The following is an 18,492-nucleotide window of genomic DNA, read 5'->3' on the forward strand; positions in this document are numbered from 1 at the left end:
AGTTGGAAGGCCGGCATTCAGAGCCGCCTTTATCGCCGCAGCGCCTCGACCAATTCGACCATATCATCCGGCAGCGGCACCTCGAAATGCATGATTTCGCCGGTGCGGGGATGCTCGAATTGCAGCATGAAGGCATGCAGCGCCTGACGGCCGAAACCGTTGACGACCTTGCGGATCTCTTCGGGCAGAAGATTGGCCTTGGTCTTGAAGCCGGCGCCGTAAACCGTATCGCCGAGCAGCGGATGGCCGATATGGGCCATGTGGACACGGATCTGGTGGGTGCGGCCGGTTTCGAGGCGGCACTCGACCAGCGAGGCGAACGCGGTCGCGTCCGGCTTCTCATGGAAGCGCTCGATCACCTGGTAATGCGTGATCGCCTCGTCGGCGTCCTGACTGTCGGGGCGTTTGACGGCGCGGCGCGTGCGGTCGCCGGTGGCGCGGCCAAGCGGCGCGTCGACTGTGCCAGACAGCGTGCGGGGCCGGCCCCAGACGACTGCCTGGTAGGCCCGCTCCAGCGGCATGGTGCGGCCGTGGTCGGCAAATTGCAGCGAGAGGTGGCGATGGGCAATATCGTTCTTGGCGACGACCATGACGCCTGTCGTGTCCTTGTCGAGACGGTGGACGATGCCGGGGCGGCGCACACCGCCGATGCCGGAGAGGGTATCGCTGCAATGGTGGATCAGCGCGTTGACCAGCGTCCCCGTCCAGTTGCCGGGGCCGGGATGGACGACGAGGCCGGAAGGCTTGGAAATGACGATGACGTCGTCGTCCTCATGGAGGATATCAAGCGGGATGTCCTCGCCCTGCGGCGTCGGGTCTTCCGGCTCGGGCAGCGTGATCTCGAAACTATCGCCGGTGCGCACCTTGCGTTGCGGGTCGGTGACGGGTTGGCCGCGCAGAAAAACCTGGCCATCCTTGATCAGCGTCTTGATGCGACTGCGCGAAAATTCCTCGCCGACCTGCGCCGTCAGCCAGGCGTCGAGCCGGCCTTCGGCGCTTTCATCGGCGGTCAGGACTTTTCTATTGCCGGCGGCTTGTTTAAAGGGGTCGCTCAAGACGCTTCTTCTCCGACGTATTTTTTAGAACGGGACGCACAGATGACAGCAATCGAGCCAGACGACCAGGAAGAGAAGCCCCTTGATCCGGCGATGGAAAGTGTCCGGCGCAAGATGGTCCGCCTGCAGATCGTTTCCGGCGCCATCATGTTCGTGAGCCTTATGGCGGTCTTCGGCGCGGTTGTCTACAAGGCGATGCACAGCGAGCCGAAGGAGACGGCGTCCACTGTTGCCGCCTCCGGCGTGCCCTCAGACGCGCCGCTTGCGGCAACCGTTTCCCTGCCGCTTGGCTTCAAGGTGCAGTCCACATCGTTTTCGGCCGGGCAGATCCTGTTCTACGGCGAAACGGTCGAGGGCAAGAGCAAGGCGCTGGTCTACGATCTCAGGACCGGCCGCACCGTCGCCGACGTCACCGTCGCGGGCAATTGAGGCCGGCATGGCCGCTGTCCCGATCGACATCGACAGCGCCGACGATCCGCGCGTCGCCGAATTCCGCGATATTCGCGAGCGCGACCTGACCGGCCGAGAGAACCGCTTCATCGCCGAAGGCACCGTCGTGCTGCGCATGCTCGCCGAGGCGCATGCGGCCGGCCGCGGCTTTTTCGCCGAAAAGATCCTGCTGCTGCGCAACCGCGTCGAGGGCGTCCGGCCCATCCTGGAGCGGTTTCCGGCCGATGTGCCGGTCTATGTCGCCGGGGCTGATGTGCTCGACGGCGTCGTCGGTTTCCATCTGCATCGCGGCGTTCTCGCGCTCGGCCGGCGGGAGGATCGCGGGGAAGCTGCCCTTCTTGACGCGCTGCCGGAGCAGGCGCTGGTGCTCGTCGGTTGTGGCATTTCCAATCACGACAATGCCGGCTCGATGTTTCGCAATGCGGCTGCCTTCCGGGCCGATGCGGTGCTGCTCGACGAAACCTCCTGTGATCCACTCTACCGCAAGGCGCTGCGTGTCTCGGTCGGTTCGGTGCTGGGCGTTGCGCACCGTCGCGGCGGCAAGGCGCTGGATGTGCTTCTGGCGCTTGCCGAACGGGGCTTTGCCATCTGGACGCTTTCGCCGCACGGCAAGACCGATATCCGCGCCATTCCGGCCTCGACGCGTATGGCGCTCGTCGTCGGCACCGAAGGCGAGGGGTTGCCGGAGGCGCTGCTTGCGCGGTTCCAGAGCGCGCGCATTCCGCAGTCGGAGGAACTCGACAGCCTCAACGCCGCGACGGCGACGGGGATCGCACTGTTTTCCATGGCCTCGGCGATGGGCCGGATCTAACGCATGCCTTCTCAAATCGAAATCGATTTTCAGGGTTCTGCGCCAATTCAAAAATGATGGCGCCCCGCGCTAAGGCGTCAGCGCGCGCGATCGGCGATGATCGCGGCCGCCCTGTCGGCAAGGCTGACGCGATCGTTCGGATTCCTTTCCGCAGCATCCAACAGCAGTGTGCGGATCGGTGAGGAGGGACCTTCGTTAAGTGCGGTCAGCGCCACCATATTGGCGGCGATCGAGGCGATCTCCTCGCGGATCGCGCCATCGCGCCCGGTTGAGGCCTTTGCCTTTTCCAGCCGCTCGGCAAGGGCGGCACTGCGCGTGCGGACATCTTCGCCGATCTCAGACGTGACGACGGCGGTGTCGAGCGCGGATGCGACCGTGTCTTCGGCCGGCATTTCCCCCGGCAGGTCCGCCACCATCCCGGCAAGGCCGGCGTCGCGCAGCACCCGGTTGACCTTGCGGATTTCGGCGTTGGCGGCCTTCAACTGCTCCTTCAACTTGGTGATCTCCTGCTGGCGGCGCGCGACCAGGGCTTCCTTTTCGGTGGCGGAAGCGCTCTCGCGCGCGGCCTTATCCTCCAGACGGATTACCATATGCTGCTGCTGCGTCAGTTTCTGTTCGGCATCCTTGGCGCGCTTCTGCAGCAGGCTGACGTCCTGGCGCAGCGTGTCGCGTTCGTCGCGCAGCGCGTTGACACGGAATTTCAGGCTCTCCGCCTCGGTCTCGCGCGCGGCCAGGTCGATCCTCAGCCCATCGGCCTGTTCACCGAGCTTGCTCAGGCGCGTCCGCATCGTCGCCAGTTCGCTTTCCTTGTTGGCAGCGGACTGCTCGGCAATATGCAGGTTGGTCTTCAACTGGCTGATATAGTTCTCGTCCTTGCGCAGATGCGAGCGCTGGTCGGCTGCTTCGACATGCATCTCGCCGATCTGCGCCTGCAAATCGCCGATCTCGGCGGCAAGCCTGCCGGCGTCGACGGCGAGGGCGTCGTGGCGAAGCTGGAACGACAGGGATTTCTCGCGCTCACGCAGAAGGTCCTGGGTGGTGCGGGCATTTTCGGCGGCATAAAGCGCGCGCACCATGTCTTTCTGGGCGCGAACCTCTTGTGGGCTCAGCGGCATCGTCGCTTTCAGCCGGTTCTCTGTATACCAGACAATACGGCGGTGAACGGCCGGCGAGACCAGAAAGACGAGGAAGGCCGCGGTCAGGAAGCCCAATCCGAACAAGAGAGCATATTCGATCACGGCGCGGCCATCGGTAAGAAGGTTGATACGGGTCAGCCGCGATGATTAAGCAGGCATGACGCGCATGGCAAGGCCGCCGGTGGGGACGGCGGCACATTCCGGCGGCTTTGCAGCCTCAGAAGGGGTTCCAGGTCGGCGCCTGGGTGATCTTGAGATAGCCGACATTGACGCCGAGGCGGGCGCCGACGCCGGTGCGGATCGGCACGACCAGCACGTCGTTGTTCTTGAGCAGGGTCATGCCGAAGCCGGCGATCACATAGGCCGAGCCGCTGACGCCGCCGAAGCGGGCATAGATGCCGTTGATAGAGGGCAGGTCGTAGACCAGCATCATCACGCGCGAGCCCTGGCCGCCGTAATCGAGGCCGAGCGAGGGTCCCTGCCAGTAGAGATTATGTTCGCCGGCGTTCTTGGTGTTCAGCTGGCCCTCGCCATAGGTAAGGCCGGCGATGAAGGCGCCGCCGCCTTCTTGTCCGAGGATATAGCCGTTCGGCAGGCCGTATTTCTGGAAGGCACTCTCGACGACCTTGGCAAGTCCGCCGCTGGCGGAACCGAAGAAGGAGTGGCCGGCGTCAACGATTTCCTGCATCGTGTACTGGCCGTTGTCCTGGGCAGCGGCCGGTGCGGCAACCATCAGCGAGGAGAAGACGAGGGCCGAAAGGAACCTGCAGAAGCCGATGAATCGGTGCGGAAATCGAGGGCGCATTGTGTCATCCGTTCGTCGTTTGGCTAGGAGCGGGCAACCGCTCGCGGCGATTGGTGCATTTTGCGCCGATGATCTTAACAATCGGTTTACCAAATATGGTGTCATTATGGCATCGAGTACGATCGCAAACTTCGCGCAATTTTGATGAAGTATATTCCGGGCGCAATGAAATTGCCGCCCCTCAGGAGACGATGATGTCCAAGAACCCCAATCTCACCCTGTCCGGCCCGGATCTGGCCGCGCTTCTTTGCAGCCGCGTTTGCCACGATGTCATCTCGCCCGTCGGCGCGATCAATAACGGGCTGGAACTGCTGGACGAGGGCGGCGCCGATTCCGATGCGATGGACCTGATCCGCACCAGCGCCCTCAATGCGTCCGTCCGCCTGAAATTCGCACGCCTCGCCTTTGGTGCGTCGGGCTCCGTCGGCGCCTCGATCGACACGGGCGAGGCCGAACGCGCTGCCAAGGATTTTGCCGTCGCCGAGAAGAAGACCGAGGTGATTTGGAATGGACCGCGCGCCATCGTCGCCAAGAATCGTGTCAAGCTGCTGCTCAACCTCTTCCTCGTTGCCTATTCTGCCATTCCGCGCGGCGGTGTACTCGAGGTAACGCTCGAAAATCCCGAATTCGATGCCAGGTTCAAGCTCACGGCCAAAGGCAAGCTGATGCGCTTGCCGCCGAAATTCGTCGAGATATCGACTGGTACCATCGAGGAGGCGATCGACGCCCATTCGATCCAGCCCTATTACACCGTGCTTCTGGCACAGGAGTGCGGAATGACGCTCGATCATAGCGCCAGCGCAGACGAACTGGTGTTCACGGCAGTGGCCGCGGCAACCTGATTTCGGAGTGCGGACGCGTGTCGGCGCCCGTCCGGTAACGATTCGTTAGCCTGATGGACCTATTCTCCAGGGTTGTAAGAGGCCTCTTGCTGCGACGAATGCGGGGGCAAAGGAGCGGCCATGCAAAGGTTCATGATCACCGATAATTCGGACATCGTCCGCAAGGTCGGCAAGCGCATTCTCTCCGAACTCGATTTTCTCGTCAGCGAAGCCTCCAACGCCGGCGAGGCGCTGCAGCGCTGCCAGGCGGAGCTGCCGGAATATCTGATCGTCGATTCCGGCATGGAAGGCGCCCTCGATCTCATCGCCGCCATCCGCGCCATGGACGGCGGCAAAGAGGTCAAGATCTATTACTGCGTCGTCGAGGCGGATCTGAAGAAGCTGATGGCGGGCAAGCGGGCCGGTGCGACCGACTTCCTGCTGAAGCCGTTCGATCGCAAGATCCTGACCGCGGTTTTCGGAAACCGCGCGATCGCCGCCTGACGCAGATCTTCCGCTCATATCGGTTGTCCCTCGAGCATCATGCCGAAAGTGCACGTGCGTTCGGCCGTCGCCACGTCCTATTTTCTTAAACGAGACACAGAGGATCAGGCCGATCCAGCCTGAAATCTTCCGTCAGGGTGGCTTCTTATTTGCCCAGGGCAGAAACGAAAAATCCCGCCGGAAAGGCGGGATCTTCGTTTATCCGATAAGGGGGATCGGAAAAAAATCAGGCGGTTTCGGCGTATTCGGCCCCATCCGGTTCGCGAAGAACATAACCACGGCCCCAAACGGTCTCGATGTAGTTGGCGCCGCCGGCAGCGTTGGCGAGCTTCTTGCGGAGCTTGCAGATGAAGACGTCGATGATCTTCAGTTCCGGCTCGTCCATGCCGCCATAAAGGTGGTTCAGGAACATTTCCTTGGTGAGGGTGGTGCCCTTGCGGAGCGAAAGCAGCTCCAGCATCTGATATTCCTTGCCCGTCAGATGGACGCGCTGGCCGCCGACTTCGACAGTCTTGGCGTCGAGGTTGACGATCAACTCGCCGGTCATGATGACCGACTGGGCATGGCCCTTGGAGCGGCGGACGATGGCGTGGATGCGAGCGACGAGCTCGTCCTTGTGGAACGGCTTGGTCATGTAGTCGTCGGCGCCGAAGCCGAGGCCACGAACCTTGTCTTCGATGCCGGCCATGCCCGACAGGATGAGGATCGGTGTCTTGACCTTGGACAACCGGAGAGTGCGAAGCACTTCATATCCGGACATGTCGGGCAGGTTCAGATCGAGAAGGATGATGTCATAATCATACAGCTTGCCCAGATCGACGCCTTCTTCACCGAGATCGGTGGTATAAACATTAAAACTCTCTGATTTCAGCATCAACTCGATGCTCTGCGCCGTCGCGCTGTCATCCTCGATTAGAAGTACCCGCATAATTATCCCCTTTACCGCCGCCGAAAGGTGGTCTGGCCCCCTACACGATACCGAACACGCTACGTGATTTGGAAGCTGCCACGAAATGGTTAACAAATTCTAATTCACTCTGGCAAGGAGTATCGAATTTATTAAATAATTTTTCCATTTCTCTGTTTTCCAATAGGAATCTCAAAAAGGCTTTCCTCAACTTTAACATTAGGAAACAGCGCTAAGTGATTCATCCGACTCGCCAATGAAAAGGTTCGAACTTCATGCCTTGGCATTTACCGACCCTTAAATCATAGGGCCTATCATTAACGATGCCCGTAAACGAAAGGTTACCAGCGGTAGGTATTTGTTAATATCGCAGGAAATTTTTTAGCAAACCGTGTCAAAGCGGCGCGCAGGGCGGTTTCAAGTTGAGCCGGGGTCTCGCATCACGGGAGTAATGCGTATGAAGTCGCGAGAAAGTCTCGTTCGCCTGAAGGAATTTCAGGTGAACGAAAAACGACGTCAGTTGCAGCAATTGCAAATGATGATGTCTGAATTCGAACGGATGACGAAGGATCTGGAGAGCCAGATCGTCGTCGAGGAAAAGAAGTCCGGTATTTCCGACCCGAATCACTTTGCTTATCCGACCTTCGCCAAGGCCGCGCGTCAGCGGGCCGATAACCTGCAGGTTTCGATCAAGGAACTGAAGACGCAGGAAGAGACGCTGGAAATGGCGCTCGAGGAGATGCAGGCGGAATATGCAAGGGCGACGGCGCTGGAAGAGCGTGACAGCGGCGCCCGAGCAAGGGCGTAAGAGAAAAACGGTGGGCGCCGGTTTCGGCGCCTGGGATCGCCGCTGAGAAGCCATGTATGACGGGCGCGCTGTCCGTCATACATGGCTTTTGGTGTTTTCGCCTATCGGCGTCAGCGCCTTCAGCGCAACTGTCGCCGAAATCGAGGCTGTCACGCCGAAGGCGATTGAAGAAGTTATCTCCAAAGCGGGTCACATCGAGCGTGATTCACGCGACGCAAGTCATGCCTTTTTATGTGCCTACCCCAAACCCGCAGCCTGTCTTTGAGCGACGCGCATTAGAGCGCCGTGCGTCCTTTCGGACGCGCAAAGGACGCTCCAACTCTTTTAATCCCTCGCATCGTGCTTTCCGAAAATCGACTCCGATTTTCGACCAGATGCGCTAGTTCACGACATCCTTCCATTCCGGATGGCGTTGCGCCTGCGCCTTGAAGAACGGGCAAAGCGGGATGATCTTCCATCCGCCGGTGCGGGCTGCTTCCACGGCGTGGAGCGCCAATGCCTGGCCCACGCCCTTGCCGCGCAACGCATCGGGAACGGCCGTGTGATCGATGATGATGAGCTTCGGCGATGTGCGCGAATAGGTCATCTCCGCCTCGCGCCCCTCCACCTCGGCCGCATACCGGCCGCCGGAGGCGCCTTCCTCGTTTCGAATGTTCATTGTCTTTCCTCGTAACGGATAGTGTCGTAGCGGACCGTGACATGGCGGCGCCGTCGTGCCAAGCCGTGGAGGCAGTGCAGGCAGGAGACGGAGTGTTCATGCAAAATATCGGATCGATACGAGGTTCAGGGCAATGAAGGCGCTTTCGATGATTCGCCCCGTGCTTCTCGTGGCCGGGCCGTTCTTCCTGGCGCTCGGCCTCGTGTTGCCGCTGGTCCGTTTCGAGACGCTGTATTTCTTCGATGAGACGCCGTCCCTCATCGAAATCATCGTCTCGCTTTGGCAAGGCGGGGATGGTCTCCTGGCGGCGATTGTTGCACTGGTTTCGATCCTGCTCCCGTCTCTGAAGATGATCGGGATCGCCGCAGAAGCGACGGCCACCGGCGTTGGGGCCGGCAGCCTGTTCTATCGTCGTGTCGTACCGCATCTGTCCAAGTGGTCGATGATGGACGTGCTGCTGGTCGCGATCGTCATTGCGGCGGCGAAGACGACGGGGCTGGCGGATGCCTTCACGCAGCCAGGCCTCTGGTGCTATGCGGCCTCGTCAATGATTTCGGGCCTTCTTCATTCCCTGATGGGAGATGCGTCCGGCCCGAAATAGATGTCGTCGATGCTGGCGAGTGATCAGTGACGATATTGCTGAATGCGCGTGGTGCGCAGGCCGGCGAGACCGTGGCTGTTGATCGACGACTGCCAGGAGAGGAATTCTTCGACCGTGAGCGTATAACGCTCGCAGGCCTCTTCCAAGCTCAACAAGCCACCGCGAACAGCCGCGACAACCTCTGCCTTCCGGCGAATCACCCAGCGCCGCGTATTGGGCGGCGGAAGATCCGCGATCGTCAGGGGGCTGCCATCGGGGCCGATGACATATTTTACTCGGGGACGTATCATTTCGGTCATTGGACTCTCTACACAACGCAAGACCACGAACCCCACTCTAGCCTGCCACATTTAAAAATTGCCTAAACCCATCGTAAGACTTTGATAACAAATTTAGATGCCCTCGGGCCGCGGATTTGGGGGCGGCCGCCTGCCGCTACGTCAATTTATAGCGCCTGCATGGGAGCCATGCGGAATAAAGATTAGCTGATTTCCCGGGATGATCTTCTAAGTGCTGCAACAAATGAATGAGCGCAAAACTTCGACTCCGCTCTTCCCGCTGCATTAGTCCAGTTTGCGCTTTTGACGCTTCGTGTCCTCGGGATGCGGGGCAGAAATCCGTCTCTGCTGATGCTCCGGCGCGAGCTTCTCGCCGCCGGCAGCGAGGCCGAGCCGATGCTGGCCTTACGAGGATACGAAGATGGAAAGACCTGAGCGCGCAGTCGACGACTGCGCTGAGGATGCTGCATTTTCGCCGTCGAAGGCCGTGGGCGCCGGGGCTTCGTTTAACGACGGCAAGGAACGGCTCGGGGAGATGGCGAAGCTTGCGGGCTTCGATTTTTATCTGCTTTCGGTTTTCCCGCGCGGCGACCGTACGGCTTTCATCGAAAACCGGCTGATCAGCAACTGGCCGCTAAGCCTGGTCGGCTTTTACGAGGCCGCCGATCTCTTCTATTGCAGCAGACTGGTGACCGCGATGAAGCGGACGATCGTGCCGATCTTCTGCAAAGAGGGGTCGTTTGCGGGCAGCGCCGCCAATCAGGAAAACCGCAGACTCAACACGCTCTTTCAGATGCACGGGCTGAAGAATACCTTCGCCTTCGCGCTTGCATGACGCTGACCTGAAACAATACATCTTCGCCTTCTCAGGCGACTGTCCTATGCCCACGCGGGAGCAGGCGATGGCGCTGCTTTACGGCTGCATGGAGCTTCTGGACAAGGTTTCGCGCAATGGCAACCCGGAAACGGTCCGTCGGAGACGCTCACCCGGCGCGAAATCGAATGCCTGCGACGCCGCCTGCTTCCTTAAATCGGAATGGACTTAAGGAATCAGGCGGCAATTCAAAGTGCTACAGCGTCCTTTGCGCGTCTAAAAAGACGCGCGGCGCTGTAGTCGGCGGCCGGCAAGAGCAGCGACGAGATCGCGATCGTTCTCGATCTCTCGTCGCATACGGTGGCAGGTTATCTGAAGAGCGCGATGCGCAAACTCGATTCGGCCAACCGCATGCAGGCGGTCGCCAGAGCATTCCGGTGCCGGATGCTCTAAAGCGCGTGGCATCGCGCTTTAGGTCTTTGTTTTATGCATGTCGGTTTCGCAAAACCGCTGCACACTTTTCGGCGACATGCACAAGGCAGCCGGTCTCTTCTCACAAAGCTTAAAGCTTAAAAGCCTTTTCCGCGGGTCAGCTCCGACACGACGGTTCCGAAAATGATGCGCATGTCCATCACGATCGAAAAATTCCCGACGTAATAGAGATCGCTGGCGATGCGGGCGCGCGCCTTGGCCGGACGATCGGTCGGGCCGCGCAAGCCGCGCATCTGGGCAAGACCCGTCATGCCGGGGCGCATCGCATGGCGCTGATGGTATTCCGGTACGAGCTCTTCGTAGAGCATGCCGCCGGCGCGCATGCCGATTGCATGGCAACGCGGGCCGACGACCGACATGTGGCCCAGCAACACGTTCAGCAGCTGCGGCAACTCATCGACATTCGTCCGGCGCAGGATGGCGCCGATGCGAGTTATGCGCGGATCGTTCTTCACCGTCTGGGCAACACCGGAGACATCGCAGAGGTCGGTGCGCATGGAACGGAACTTGTAGACCTTGATGGCCTTGCAGTTCTTGCCCCAGCGGGTCTGCTTGAAGAGCACCGGTCCCGGGCTGTCGAGCTTGATCAGCAGGGCGACGAACAGAAGGAACGGGGCGAGGACGAGGAGGGCGCTCAACGACGAAAAAATGTCGAACGCCCGCTTCAGGACCAGATCCACCAACGGCGCCTGCGGCGCCTCGCTATGGATAACAGGGGTCTGGATCTTCAGGCTCGGCTGCTGGCGGCGGCTCGGCCGGAAGGAGTCTGTCGAAATGCTGTTGTTTAGTTCCGTGATGCTCAAGGATCGTACTCTGTTGTCTTCGAGGGGGGCGCGGCGGCAATAGGCGATCAATGGTTAACCCTGTCACCAGGGCTGCACTCAGGTCTTGGTAACCCTACTAAAACGGAAAAATGCGACAATTGTGTAATGGTGTCCAGAGAAATATCGCATCGCAGCAAATCTTTCGCATGTGCGTTAAGTTGAGGCAAGCTCATGATATTTCGTTAAGAATTGGAATTTTGTCAAAGTTTCTAGGCCTTTGGCAGGGCTTCACAGGGGGGTGGCGAAGTGCCGTTTCGACACGTGACCCAGGTCTCTTAAGCATATTTCTTAACGGAACACGGGGCGAAATTTTTCTGATGAAGATATCGATCACTGTCGAAGCCGTGCCGAAATGTGACAAAATCAAGGCAAGATTGATGGCGCGCAGCGTCTTGAAAAGATGCAGGGCAACGAATTTGCGGCCCGAATCGCTCAGTGAGGCCCGATAACGCGAATCACTTCACAGCTGGAGAGGGGATCGTGGATGCGCTTTACGGAGGGACGCTTGCGCAGTTGAGGCGCGCATGCCCGAGGCCGGTCGCGGATTGTCGCGACAGGTCTGAGCTCATGGTTACGATGCAGAGAATCGCGCCGCTTGCCGGTATTCAACGATCCTAAGGATGGTCACGCCGGTTCGAGGACGCGTTTCCTGCCGCCCCAGGAGATGAAGTTCGGGTTGGCGAAGTCGAAATCGGCCGCGGTTCCCGTCTTGCCATAGGTCAGCGGCGTTCCGTCCAGCGTCACCGTCGAACCGCCAGCGGCGCGCAGCACCGCATCGCCGGCCGCGGTGTCCCATTCCATCGTGCGGGTGAAACGCGGGTAGACGTCGGCCTTGCCTTCGGCCAGCAGGCAGAATTTCAGCGAGGAGCCGATATTGGTGCATTTGAAGATCGCGTGGTCGGCGAGGAAGCTTCCGGTCTCCGGGCTGTTGTGGCGAAGGCTTGCAAGCGCCAGCCTGTCGTCAGGCTGCTCGCGCACAGTGATTGTGCTGCGTGCGCCAACCGTGAAATCGTCCGCGACGACGAGCCTTTCGGCGTGGCCGCGTTCTCCCGAGAAGGCAAGTCCGAGCGCTGGCGCGTAGACGATGCCCGCCACCGGGGCGCCGTTCTCGATATAGGCGATGTTGACGGTGAATTCCTGCCGTCCGTCGACGAACTCGCGGGTCCCGTCGAGAGGGTCGACAAGAAAGAAGCCACGGCCGGCAATGTCGGGCACTTTTCCGGCGGCGACCGATTCTTCCGCCACGACGGGTATTTCGGGATAATCTCTGGCGAGATGAGCGAGGATGATGCGTTCAGCCTCCTCGTCGGCGACCGTGACCGGACTGGCATCCGCCTTCATGGCGACGGGGAAGCCTTCGCGCAAGACCGTGATGATGGCCTTGCCGGCTTCGAGTGCCGCCTTTTCAAATGTCCTCAGCATTGTCCTTTTGCCGTTCGCCACGCGGCGAGCACCCCGTTGTCGCTCGTCCGCAAACCATCTCTATTACAACCAGATACTTAAGTTATATGGTGTTCCCCGTCATGCTCTGCATCCCTCAATACACAGCTTGATGATGCTACCATAAGTTTTCGGCCTTGTCAGACGAAGATCGGGCATTGTTCGTGAAATGGCATTCGTCAAAGAGGCTGCCTTGGGGACTGAATTTGCTCCATCTTCCAATTCTGTGGAATAGCTTACGCAGCAAGCGGGGCAGGAAATCGACGGCGATATCTCCGTATGGTTAAGCCAGTGGCAGTTTCTGGCTAAAAATAGGCCCAGCTCTGCCGTTTTTCTGTGGATTTTGGTTCAAAACGCGCCAGTTAGGCCTGTTCTGACAAGAATCTGTCGGAGTAAATCCTTTTTGTCTTCACATTTCCAACGAAACCGCTATGCATTCGGCCTATGAGGTTCTCTGAAACGGAGAACTGAAGAACCAAAAAGAGATGCAGCGTGTTTCGCTCGCATCCAGGGGAAAACGACATATGGAGTATTTCGTCCAGCAGCTCTTAAATGGGCTGACGCTCGGATCCATCTATGGCCTTGTGGCTATTGGCTATACGATGGTTTACGGCATTATCGGCATGATCAATTTCGCCCATGGCGACATTTTCATGCTCGGTGGTTTCGCCGCTCTTATCGTCTTCCTCGTCCTCACATCCATCTTCGCAGGTCTCCCGGTGGCAGTTCTGCTGCTGGCGATGCTTGTCGTCGCGATGTTGATGACGAGCTTGTGGAACTGGACGATTGAGCGCGTCGCATACCGTCCCCTGCGCGGTTCCTTCCGCCTGGCGCCGCTGATTACCGCGATCGGCATGTCGATCACGCTGTCCAACTTCATCCAGGTGACACAGGGTCCGCGCAACAAGCCGATTCCGCCGATGGTGAGCTCGGTCTACCAGTTCGGCAACATCTCGGTGTCGCTGAAACAGATCATCATCATCGTGATCACGGCAGTGCTGCTCACGATCTTCTGGTACATCGTCAATCGTACCGCACTCGGCCGTGCCCAGCGCGCCACTGAGCAGGATCGCAAGATGGCAGCGCTGCTCGGCGTCAACGTCGACCAGACGATCTCGATCACTTTCGTTATGGGTGCGGCACTCGCAGCCGTCGCCGGCACGATGTACCTGATGTATTATGGCGTCGCCTCGTTTAACGACGGCTTCACGCCCGGTGTGAAGGCCTTCACGGCAGCCGTTCTCGGCGGTATCGGTTCGTTACCCGGCGCCGTCTTCGGCGGCCTCCTTATCGGCCTTATCGAGTCGCTGTGGTCGGCATACTTCACCATCGCCTATAAGGACGTCGCGACCTTTGCGATCCTGGCTTTCGTGTTGATCTTCAAGCCGACCGGCATCCTCGGGCGGCCGGAAGTCGAGAAGGTATAACGTCATGGCAAACATCGAAAATTCTGCAGGCAAGCCCGATGCCGGACTTGTCCGCAAAGGCCTTACCGAAGCTCTTTTTGCCGCCGTCCTGTCGTTCGGCATGTTCGTTCTCTATGTCGGCCTCAAGACCGACCAGAACATCAGCAACGAGCTGATCATTGTCCAGCGCTGGGGCCTGCTTGCGATCTTCGTCGCGGTCGCCGCCATCGGCCGCTTCGCCACGGTGGTTTTCCTGCGGCCGCATCTCGATAGCCGCAAGCTGGCAAAGTCGAGACAGGGCGAACTCGACATCTCAACCGAGAAGAGCTTCTTCCACCGGCATTTCCTGAAGATCGCGCTGATCGCGCTGCTGCTTTATCCCATGGTGGTGGTGGCGATCAAAGGCCCTCAGGGCTCGCTGACATATGTCGACAATTTCGGCATCCAGATCCTGATCTATGTAATGCTCGCCTGGGGGCTGAACATCGTCGTCGGCCTCGCCGGCCTGCTCGACCTCGGCTATGTCGCCTTCTATGCTGTTGGCGCTTATTCCTACGCGCTGCTTTCGAGCTATTTCGGCCTGTCCTTCTGGGTACTGCTGCCGCTTTCGGGCATCTTCGCGGCACTCTGGGGCGTCATTCTCGGCTTCCCGGTGCTGCGCCTGCGCGGCGATTACCTGGCCATCGTGACGCTTGCCTTCGGTGAAATCATTCGTCTCGTCCTCATCAACTGGACTGAAGTGACGAAGGGCACTTTCGGTATCTCGAGCATCCCGAAGGCAACACTCTTCGGCATTCCCTTCGATGCGACGGCCGGCGGCTTTGCCAAGCTCTTTCACCTGCCGATCTCCTCGGCCTATTACAAGATCTTCCTCTTTTACCTGATCCTGGCGCTCTGCATGCTGACGGCCTATGTCACCATCCGGCTGCGCCGCATGCCGATCGGACGCGCCTGGGAAGCCTTGCGCGAAGACGAGATCGCCTGCCGTTCGCTCGGCATCAACACGGTGACGACCAAGCTCACCGCCTTTGCTACGGGCGCGATGTTTGCCGGTTTCGCCGGCTCGTTCTTCGCCGCCCGCCAGGGCTTCGTCTCGCCGGAATCCTTCGTCTTCCTGGAATCGGCCGTCATTCTCGCTATCGTCGTTCTCGGCGGCATGGGTTCGTTGACCGGCATCGCGATTGCCGCCATCGTCATGGTCGGCGGCACCGAGTTGTTGCGCAGCATGGACTTCCTAAAACTCATCTTCGGACCCGATTTTACGCCGGAACTCTACCGCATGTTGATCTTCGGCCTCGCCATGGTCGTCGTCATGCTGTTCAAGCCGCGCGGCTTCGTCGGCTCGCGTGAGCCGACAGCCTTCCTCAGAGAGCGCAAGGCGATATCCGGAAGCTTCATCAAGGAGGGCCATGGTTGATGAGCCCCGTAACGAATACGATGTCTGATGACACTTTGCTCAAGGTCGAACACCTGTCGATGAAGTTCGGCGGCCTGATGGCCATCAACGACTTCTCCTTTGAAGCCAAGCGTGGCGATATCACCGCGCTGATCGGGCCGAACGGTGCTGGCAAGACCACCGTCTTCAACTGCATCACCGGCTTCTACAAGCCGACGATGGGCATGATCACGTTCAACCAGAAGAGCGGCAAGCAATACCTGCTGGAGCGCCTGCCGGACTTTCGCATCACCAGGGAAGCCAAGGTCGCACGCACCTTCCAGAACATCCGGCTGTTCTCCGGCCTGACCGTTCTCGAAAACCTGCTGGTTGCCCAGCACAACAAGCTGATGAAGGCATCGGGTTATACGATCCTCGGCCTTATCGGTGTCGGCCCCTATAGGCGGGAAGCGGCTGCTGCAATCGAGCTCGCTCGTTTCTGGCTCGAGAAGGCCGACCTGATCGACCGCGCCGACGACCCCGCCGGCGATCTGCCCTACGGCGCCCAGCGGCGTCTCGAAATTGCCCGCGCCATGTGCACTGGCCCGGAGCTGCTTTGCCTGGATGAACCGGCTGCCGGCCTCAACCCACGGGAATCGGCAACGCTCAACGCGCTGCTGAAGAGCATTCGCGCCGAAACAGGAACGTCGATCCTGCTGATCGAGCACGACATGTCGGTGGTAATGGAAATCTCCGACCACGTCGTCGTCCTCGAATATGGTCAGAAGATTTCCGATGGCACGCCGGATCACGTGAAGAACGATCCGAGGGTTATCGCGGCCTATCTCGGTGTCGAGGATGAAGAAGTGGAAGAGGTGATCGCAGCCGTCGAGCAGCTCGAAGGAGGCGCAAACTGATGGGCGATGAAGTAATGACCGGTCAACCGCTCCTTCAGGTCAACAGCGTCGAAACTTATTACGGCAATATCCGCGCGCTGGCCGGCGTCGATGTCCACGTCAACAAGGGCGAGATCGTCAGCCTGATCGGCGCCAATGGCGCCGGCAAGTCGACACTGATGATGACGATCTGCGGCAGCCCGCAGGCCCGCACCGGTTCGGTGGTCTTCGAGGGCCGCGACATCACCCGCATGCCGACGCATGAAATTGCCCGTCTACGCATTGCACAGTCGCCAGAAGGCCGCCGCATCTTCCCGCGCATGACGGTTCTGGAAAATCTTCAGATGGGCGCAGGCCTCGACAATCTGAAACACTTCGCCGAAGACGTTGAGAAGATCTTCACGCTCTTCCCGCGTCTCAAGGAACGTCACGCCCAGCGCGGCGGAACACTTTCGGGCGGTGAGCAGCAGATGCTGTCGATCGGCCGCGCGCTGATGGCGCGCCCGAAGTTACTGCTTCTCGACGAACCCTCGCTCGGTCTTGCGCCGCTGATCGTCAAGGGCATCTTCGAGGCGATCAAGAAGCTCAACGAGGCGGAGGGGCTGACCGTTTTCCTCGTCGAGCAGAACGCGTTCGCCGCCCTCAGGCTTTCTCACCGCGCCTACGTGATGGTGAACGGCAAGGTGACGATGAGCGGCTCCGGCAAGGAGCTTCTTGCCAATCCCGAGGTCCGCGCCGCCTATCTCGAAGGCGGAAGACACTAGGTCGAAAGGAGAGTTTGACATGCAGGGACTTTTCTTCGAAGCGGATGTCGGCCCCCTTGTGGCGATCCGTGTCATCGTCTTGCTCTTAGGCTTCTGGACGGCCTGGCGCGCCGGCAAAGCGGTTGCCGAGGGCTGGAGCGACTATCCGCTGGTCATCGTCTATACATTTCTGCTCGCCTGGGCGATGCAGTTCCTGCATCATGCCCTGTTCAATGGGCCAATGCTTAGCACCTTCTACTATATCCTCGATTTCGTGACGCTGCTGGTCTTCTCGACGGCCGGCTTCCGCCACCGCCGCACCAATCAGATGGTTAACAACTATTACTGGCTGTACGAAAAGACTTCCGCGTTTTCGTGGAAGGACAAACATTGACAGTCCGTTGAAACTAGGCATGAATTGCCTTCCGAGTGGAACAGCTTTCCTGGCGCAGTCAATGGTGGGTAGTGCGCTGGGCCTTGGACCGGAACCCGCCCAAAAATTGGGAGTAATAATATGAAGAAGTCTCTTCTGTCGGCAGTGGCTCTGACGGCGATGCTCGCCTTCAGCGGCAACGCGTGGGCCGACGTTCTCATCGCTGTCGCTGGTCCGCTGACTGGTCCGAACGCCGCGTTCGGCGCTCAGCTCCAGAAGGGTGCTGAACAGGCGGCCGCCGACATCAACGCTGCTGGCGGCATTAACGGCGAGCAGATCAAGATCGAACTCGGCGACGACGTCTCCGACCCGAAGCAGGGCATTTCGGTTGCCAACAAGTTCGCTGCTGACGGCGTCAAGTTCGTCATCGGCCACTTCAACTCGGGCGTTTCGATTCCGGCTTCGGAAGTCTATGCCGAAAACGGCATCCTCGAAATCACCCCGGCCGCGACGAACCCGACCTTCACGGAACGGGGCCTCTGGAACACGTTCCGCACCTGCGGCCGCGACGACCAGCAGGGTGCCATCGCCGGCAAGTATCTTGCCGATCACTTCAAGGACGCCAAGATCGCTGTCGTTCACGACAAGACCCCCTACGGTCAGGGCCTTGCCGACGAAACCAAGAAGGCTATGAACGCCGCCGGCGTGACGGAAGTCATTTACGAAGGCATCAATGTCGGCGACAAGGACTTCTCGGCCCTCATCGCCAAGATGAAGGAAGCCGGCGTCTCGATCATCTATTGGGGTGGTCTGCACACCGAAGCCGGTCTCATCATCCGCCAGGCGGCTGACCAGGGCCTGAAGGCGACGCTGGTTTCGGGCGACGGTATCGTTTCGAACGAACTGGCCTCGATCGCTGGCGACGCCGTCGCCGGTACGCTGAACACCTTCGGCCCCGATCCGACGGCGAACCCTGCAAACAAGGAACTCGTCGAAAAGTTCAAGGCCGCTGGTTTCAATCCGGAAGCCTACACGCTCTATTCCTACGCTGCGATGCAGACGATTGCCGGGGCCGCCAAGGCTGCCGGCTCGCTGGATCCTGAGGCCGTTGCTAAGGCCATGAAGGAAAAGGGCCCGTTCCCGACCGTTCTCGGCGACATTTCGTTCGATGAAAAGGGCGATCCGAAGATCCCCGGCTACATCATGTACGAATGGAAGAAGGGTCCGGACGGCAAGTACAGCTACTTCCCGCAGGGCATGTAAGCTTCGCTCCCCTTTATGGGACATGATTATCG

Annotated in this window: 23 protein-coding genes; 15 read left to right on the forward strand and 8 right to left on the reverse strand. The window is 59.6% G+C overall.

Features of this window, described 5'->3' with window-relative positions:
- Positions 1 to 29: 29 nt before the first annotated feature.
- A complete protein-coding gene (locus AC1D2N_RS00390) occupies positions 30 to 1,055 on the reverse strand; it encodes an RluA family pseudouridine synthase (protein WP_018446896.1) in 1,026 nt (341 codons plus the stop codon).
- Between the two features lie 42 nt (positions 1,056 to 1,097).
- On the opposite strand from AC1D2N_RS00390, the gene AC1D2N_RS00395 reads away from it, so the two are divergent.
- Positions 1,098 to 1,484 carry a hypothetical protein gene (locus AC1D2N_RS00395; RefSeq protein WP_018243316.1) on the forward strand — a complete coding sequence of 129 codons (387 nt, stop codon included), beginning with the start codon at positions 1,098 to 1,100 and terminating at the stop codon, positions 1,482 to 1,484.
- Between the two features lie 7 nt (positions 1,485 to 1,491).
- Positions 1,492 to 2,316, forward strand: coding sequence for a TrmH family RNA methyltransferase (locus AC1D2N_RS00400; protein ID WP_130758900.1), 825 nt, complete (start codon positions 1,492 to 1,494; stop codon positions 2,314 to 2,316).
- A 77-nt stretch (positions 2,317 to 2,393) separates the two neighbouring features.
- Here AC1D2N_RS00400 and AC1D2N_RS00405 read toward each other — a convergent pair whose 3' ends face one another.
- Positions 2,394 to 3,554 (reverse strand): coiled-coil domain-containing protein, encoded by a 1,161-nt coding sequence (locus AC1D2N_RS00405; RefSeq protein ID WP_028733267.1) that lies wholly within the window; start codon positions 3,552 to 3,554, stop codon positions 2,394 to 2,396.
- A 115-nt stretch (positions 3,555 to 3,669) separates the two neighbouring features.
- Positions 3,670 to 4,257 (reverse strand): DUF1134 domain-containing protein, encoded by a 588-nt coding sequence (locus AC1D2N_RS00410; protein WP_130758899.1) that lies wholly within the window; start codon positions 4,255 to 4,257, stop codon positions 3,670 to 3,672.
- Between the two features lie 194 nt (positions 4,258 to 4,451).
- Here AC1D2N_RS00410 and chpT point away from each other — a divergent pair, with 194 nt between their 5' ends.
- Together chpT and AC1D2N_RS00420 are read left to right on the forward strand one after the other, a co-directional pair.
- Complete coding sequence (gene chpT / locus AC1D2N_RS00415; RefSeq protein WP_028733269.1) at positions 4,452 to 5,099, forward strand: histidine phosphotransferase ChpT; 648 nt, start codon at positions 4,452 to 4,454, stop codon at positions 5,097 to 5,099.
- 120 nt (positions 5,100 to 5,219) lie between these two features.
- Positions 5,220 to 5,582, forward strand: coding sequence for a response regulator (locus AC1D2N_RS00420; RefSeq protein WP_010069020.1), 363 nt, complete (start codon positions 5,220 to 5,222; stop codon positions 5,580 to 5,582).
- Between the two features lie 226 nt (positions 5,583 to 5,808).
- Here the strand turns inward: AC1D2N_RS00420 and ctrA are convergent, their stop codons facing one another.
- The gene (ctrA, locus tag AC1D2N_RS00425; RefSeq protein WP_003542362.1) at positions 5,809 to 6,510 is read right to left on the reverse strand and encodes a response regulator transcription factor CtrA; all 702 of its coding nucleotides are present in this window, start codon (positions 6,508 to 6,510) and stop codon (positions 5,809 to 5,811) included.
- A 436-nt stretch (positions 6,511 to 6,946) separates the two neighbouring features.
- Between ctrA and AC1D2N_RS00430 the strand changes: the two genes are divergently transcribed.
- Both AC1D2N_RS00430 and AC1D2N_RS00435 read left to right on the forward strand, forming a co-directional pair.
- On the forward strand, positions 6,947 to 7,297 hold the full coding sequence (locus tag AC1D2N_RS00430) for a hypothetical protein (RefSeq protein WP_007630691.1): 351 nt from the start codon (positions 6,947 to 6,949) through the stop codon (positions 7,295 to 7,297).
- A 52-nt stretch (positions 7,298 to 7,349) separates the two neighbouring features.
- The gene (locus AC1D2N_RS00435) at positions 7,350 to 7,562 is read left to right on the forward strand and encodes a hypothetical protein (RefSeq protein WP_130758898.1); all 213 of its coding nucleotides are present in this window, start codon (positions 7,350 to 7,352) and stop codon (positions 7,560 to 7,562) included.
- A 114-nt stretch (positions 7,563 to 7,676) separates the two neighbouring features.
- Here AC1D2N_RS00435 and AC1D2N_RS00440 read toward each other — a convergent pair whose 3' ends face one another.
- The gene (locus AC1D2N_RS00440; protein ID WP_130758897.1) at positions 7,677 to 7,955 is read right to left on the reverse strand and encodes a GNAT family N-acetyltransferase; all 279 of its coding nucleotides are present in this window, start codon (positions 7,953 to 7,955) and stop codon (positions 7,677 to 7,679) included.
- A 55-nt stretch (positions 7,956 to 8,010) separates the two neighbouring features.
- Here AC1D2N_RS00440 and AC1D2N_RS00445 point away from each other — a divergent pair, with 55 nt between their 5' ends.
- Positions 8,011 to 8,556: a paraquat-inducible protein A gene (locus tag AC1D2N_RS00445; RefSeq protein ID WP_446993675.1), complete on the forward strand. Its 546-nt coding sequence runs from the start codon at positions 8,011 to 8,013 to the stop codon at positions 8,554 to 8,556.
- A gap of 23 nt (positions 8,557 to 8,579) precedes the next feature.
- On the opposite strand, the gene sciP is transcribed toward AC1D2N_RS00445, so the two are convergent.
- Entirely contained in the window at positions 8,580 to 8,855 is a 276-nt protein-coding gene (gene sciP, locus AC1D2N_RS00450) for a CtrA inhibitor SciP (protein WP_007533628.1), read from the reverse strand.
- A gap of 400 nt (positions 8,856 to 9,255) precedes the next feature.
- Here sciP and AC1D2N_RS00455 point away from each other — a divergent pair, with 400 nt between their 5' ends.
- The gene (locus AC1D2N_RS00455) at positions 9,256 to 9,669 is read left to right on the forward strand and encodes a hypothetical protein (RefSeq protein ID WP_425375774.1); all 414 of its coding nucleotides are present in this window, start codon (positions 9,256 to 9,258) and stop codon (positions 9,667 to 9,669) included.
- A gap of 339 nt (positions 9,670 to 10,008) precedes the next feature.
- On the forward strand, positions 10,009 to 10,101 hold the full coding sequence (locus AC1D2N_RS00460; protein WP_370090421.1) for a hypothetical protein: 93 nt from the start codon (positions 10,009 to 10,011) through the stop codon (positions 10,099 to 10,101).
- Positions 10,102 to 10,217: 116 nt separating this feature from the next.
- On the opposite strand, the gene AC1D2N_RS00465 is transcribed toward AC1D2N_RS00460, so the two are convergent.
- Both AC1D2N_RS00465 and cysQ read right to left on the reverse strand, forming a co-directional pair.
- On the reverse strand, positions 10,218 to 10,943 hold the full coding sequence (locus AC1D2N_RS00465) for a sugar transferase (RefSeq protein ID WP_130758895.1): 726 nt from the start codon (positions 10,941 to 10,943) through the stop codon (positions 10,218 to 10,220).
- A gap of 645 nt (positions 10,944 to 11,588) precedes the next feature.
- The gene (gene cysQ / locus AC1D2N_RS00470) at positions 11,589 to 12,386 is read right to left on the reverse strand and encodes a 3'(2'),5'-bisphosphate nucleotidase CysQ (RefSeq protein WP_130758894.1); all 798 of its coding nucleotides are present in this window, start codon (positions 12,384 to 12,386) and stop codon (positions 11,589 to 11,591) included.
- Between the two features lie 542 nt (positions 12,387 to 12,928).
- Here cysQ and AC1D2N_RS00475 point away from each other — a divergent pair.
- The 6 genes from AC1D2N_RS00475 (at position 12,929) to AC1D2N_RS00500 (ending at position 18,460) form a co-directional block, all read left to right on the forward strand.
- Entirely contained in the window at positions 12,929 to 13,831 is a 903-nt protein-coding gene (locus AC1D2N_RS00475) for a branched-chain amino acid ABC transporter permease (protein ID WP_017965841.1), read from the forward strand.
- A 4-nt stretch (positions 13,832 to 13,835) separates the two neighbouring features.
- Positions 13,836 to 15,227, forward strand: a complete 1,392-nt coding sequence (gene livM / locus AC1D2N_RS00480) for a high-affinity branched-chain amino acid ABC transporter permease LivM (RefSeq protein ID WP_130758893.1) — start codon at positions 13,836 to 13,838, stop codon at positions 15,225 to 15,227.
- Positions 15,227 to 16,102 carry an ABC transporter ATP-binding protein gene (locus tag AC1D2N_RS00485; RefSeq protein ID WP_012758697.1) on the forward strand — a complete coding sequence of 292 codons (876 nt, stop codon included), beginning with the start codon at positions 15,227 to 15,229 and terminating at the stop codon, positions 16,100 to 16,102. Before livM ends, AC1D2N_RS00485 begins: the two co-directional genes overlap by 1 nt.
- The gene (locus tag AC1D2N_RS00490) at positions 16,102 to 16,845 is read left to right on the forward strand and encodes an ABC transporter ATP-binding protein (protein WP_018243304.1); all 744 of its coding nucleotides are present in this window, start codon (positions 16,102 to 16,104) and stop codon (positions 16,843 to 16,845) included. The genes AC1D2N_RS00485 and AC1D2N_RS00490 overlap by 1 nt, the downstream gene beginning before the upstream one ends.
- Before the next feature lie 19 nt (positions 16,846 to 16,864).
- Positions 16,865 to 17,218 (forward strand): DUF6867 family protein, encoded by a 354-nt coding sequence (locus tag AC1D2N_RS00495; RefSeq protein ID WP_018243303.1) that lies wholly within the window; start codon positions 16,865 to 16,867, stop codon positions 17,216 to 17,218.
- Between the two features lie 120 nt (positions 17,219 to 17,338).
- Positions 17,339 to 18,460, forward strand: coding sequence for a branched-chain amino acid ABC transporter substrate-binding protein (locus AC1D2N_RS00500; RefSeq protein ID WP_018243302.1), 1,122 nt, complete (start codon positions 17,339 to 17,341; stop codon positions 18,458 to 18,460).
- Positions 18,461 to 18,492 lie beyond the last annotated feature (32 nt).

The organism is Rhizobium sp. P1_B8, from assembly GCF_056406515.1.

What these genes read in the sequence shown, in the direction of transcription:
- AC1D2N_RS00440 (WP_130758897.1), bottom strand. Translation starts at nt 7,955, where the DNA reads ATGAACATTCGAAACGAGGAAGGCGCCTCCGGCGGCCGGTATGCGGCC.
- cysQ (WP_130758894.1), bottom strand. Translation starts at nt 12,386, where the DNA reads ATGCTGAGGACATTTGAAAAGGCGGCACTCGAAGCCGGCAAGGCCATC.
- AC1D2N_RS00435 (WP_130758898.1), top strand. Translation starts at nt 7,350, where the DNA reads ATGTATGACGGGCGCGCTGTCCGTCATACATGGCTTTTGGTGTTTTCG.
- AC1D2N_RS00495 (WP_018243303.1), top strand. Translation starts at nt 16,865, where the DNA reads ATGCAGGGACTTTTCTTCGAAGCGGATGTCGGCCCCCTTGTGGCGATC.
- livM (WP_130758893.1), top strand. Translation starts at nt 13,836, where the DNA reads ATGGCAAACATCGAAAATTCTGCAGGCAAGCCCGATGCCGGACTTGTC.
- AC1D2N_RS00500 (WP_018243302.1), top strand. Translation starts at nt 17,339, where the DNA reads ATGAAGAAGTCTCTTCTGTCGGCAGTGGCTCTGACGGCGATGCTCGCC.
- AC1D2N_RS00395 (WP_018243316.1), top strand. Translation starts at nt 1,098, where the DNA reads ATGACAGCAATCGAGCCAGACGACCAGGAAGAGAAGCCCCTTGATCCG.
- AC1D2N_RS00420 (WP_010069020.1), top strand. Translation starts at nt 5,220, where the DNA reads ATGCAAAGGTTCATGATCACCGATAATTCGGACATCGTCCGCAAGGTC.
- AC1D2N_RS00455 (WP_425375774.1), top strand. Translation starts at nt 9,256, where the DNA reads ATGGAAAGACCTGAGCGCGCAGTCGACGACTGCGCTGAGGATGCTGCA.
- AC1D2N_RS00485 (WP_012758697.1), top strand. Translation starts at nt 15,227, where the DNA reads ATGAGCCCCGTAACGAATACGATGTCTGATGACACTTTGCTCAAGGTC.
- AC1D2N_RS00430 (WP_007630691.1), top strand. Translation starts at nt 6,947, where the DNA reads ATGAAGTCGCGAGAAAGTCTCGTTCGCCTGAAGGAATTTCAGGTGAAC.
- AC1D2N_RS00490 (WP_018243304.1), top strand. Translation starts at nt 16,102, where the DNA reads ATGGGCGATGAAGTAATGACCGGTCAACCGCTCCTTCAGGTCAACAGC.
- sciP (WP_007533628.1), bottom strand. Translation starts at nt 8,855, where the DNA reads ATGACCGAAATGATACGTCCCCGAGTAAAATATGTCATCGGCCCCGAT.
- AC1D2N_RS00475 (WP_017965841.1), top strand. Translation starts at nt 12,929, where the DNA reads ATGGAGTATTTCGTCCAGCAGCTCTTAAATGGGCTGACGCTCGGATCC.
- chpT (WP_028733269.1), top strand. Translation starts at nt 4,452, where the DNA reads ATGTCCAAGAACCCCAATCTCACCCTGTCCGGCCCGGATCTGGCCGCG.
- AC1D2N_RS00410 (WP_130758899.1), bottom strand. Translation starts at nt 4,257, where the DNA reads ATGCGCCCTCGATTTCCGCACCGATTCATCGGCTTCTGCAGGTTCCTT.
- ctrA (WP_003542362.1), bottom strand. Translation starts at nt 6,510, where the DNA reads ATGCGGGTACTTCTAATCGAGGATGACAGCGCGACGGCGCAGAGCATC.
- AC1D2N_RS00400 (WP_130758900.1), top strand. Translation starts at nt 1,492, where the DNA reads ATGGCCGCTGTCCCGATCGACATCGACAGCGCCGACGATCCGCGCGTC.